At 49.1% G+C, this 1,126-nt stretch carries 1 protein-coding gene; it reads right to left on the minus strand.

Features of this window, described 5'->3' with window-relative positions:
- Window positions 1–94: 94 nt before the first annotated feature.
- Window positions 95–1,126 (minus strand): collagenase (locus tag R7P67_RS25755; RefSeq protein ID WP_318086442.1); only part of this gene is annotated, 1,032 nt, incomplete at its 5' end.

Consider the following 1,126-nt stretch of genomic DNA (forward strand, 5'->3'; position numbering starts at 1 on the left):
ACACTGTTTGAATACAACCAAAAGCAGGAAAAACGAACCCGCCGCCAAAAATGGCGGCGTGTTTTTTTGTGGTACGAAACTAACTTAACGTCGATTAGAAGAAATAAACCAACATCTCTACATCATCACCTTGTTGAGGGGCTTGAAGAGAAAAGTGCACATAGCCCGCTTCAGTCACTGGGATAGCAAGATATTCGTTGCTGCCCGCATAGTTTGATGCGTACTCGTGTTGCTCTGCTGTCGGCCAGTGTTTGCGGCTTGCGTACAAGTCCACATTACCTGCGCCGTAAGGGTCGTTCGCATTTGATTGGCTCGACATCCAAACGCGTACTTCTTTCACGCCTTCAGGCACATAAACAGCGGCATAACGCTGCTGATGAACCGTTAGCACTTTCGCTTCTCCTGATTCCAAAACCACAGGAGCTAAATCGTCTTGCACTTGTGTTGGTGGCGTTTGCGCTTCAACTTCTAACGCTGCCACAAGGTTTACGGAGTCGTAGCTATCACGCCCTGTTAAACTGATGTAGTAACGGCCAGCTTTAACGTAACCATTTTGCTCTGGCGCAAATTGAATCTCTTCATTGCTACCGTCCGCGTACTGGCTCATTTCGAAGTCGTAGTAATGCGCCACTTTGTTGTAGCTCATGTAAAGGTCGGCATCACCCGCTCCTTCAATAGAGACATTAAAGCGAACGGTGTTAGCAGGCACGTCAACGTAGAACAGTTTTTCGCTATATGCTTCGCCACTCAGTTGAAGGCTTTGGTTCGCCGCCAGCTCCGTCACTTGCACTTCAGGTTCTGTTGGTTCGCTTGGCTCTTCTGGGTCCGTTCCTGGTTGCTCCGGTTCAACTACCACTTCTAACGTATCCAACCAACGCTCAAATTCCGCATCGTATTGTTGACCAAGCACAGTAACCTGCTGCGCCCATTGTGCAAACTGACCTGAACGAGACAACGCCAACAAGCTCTCTACATCTTGAGGGTGGTTTTCTAGCATGAAGCGAACCGCCAGGTAACCCCAACGGTAAATGCGGTTGCTATCGTGCGAGTATGTGGTGTCAAACACGGTTGAAAGGCTCAGTTTGCCACTTGGGATCAGGTCGATCGCGGCCTTGTAACCTTGTTT

It is taken from the genome of Vibrio sp. Vb0937 (assembly GCF_033338855.1).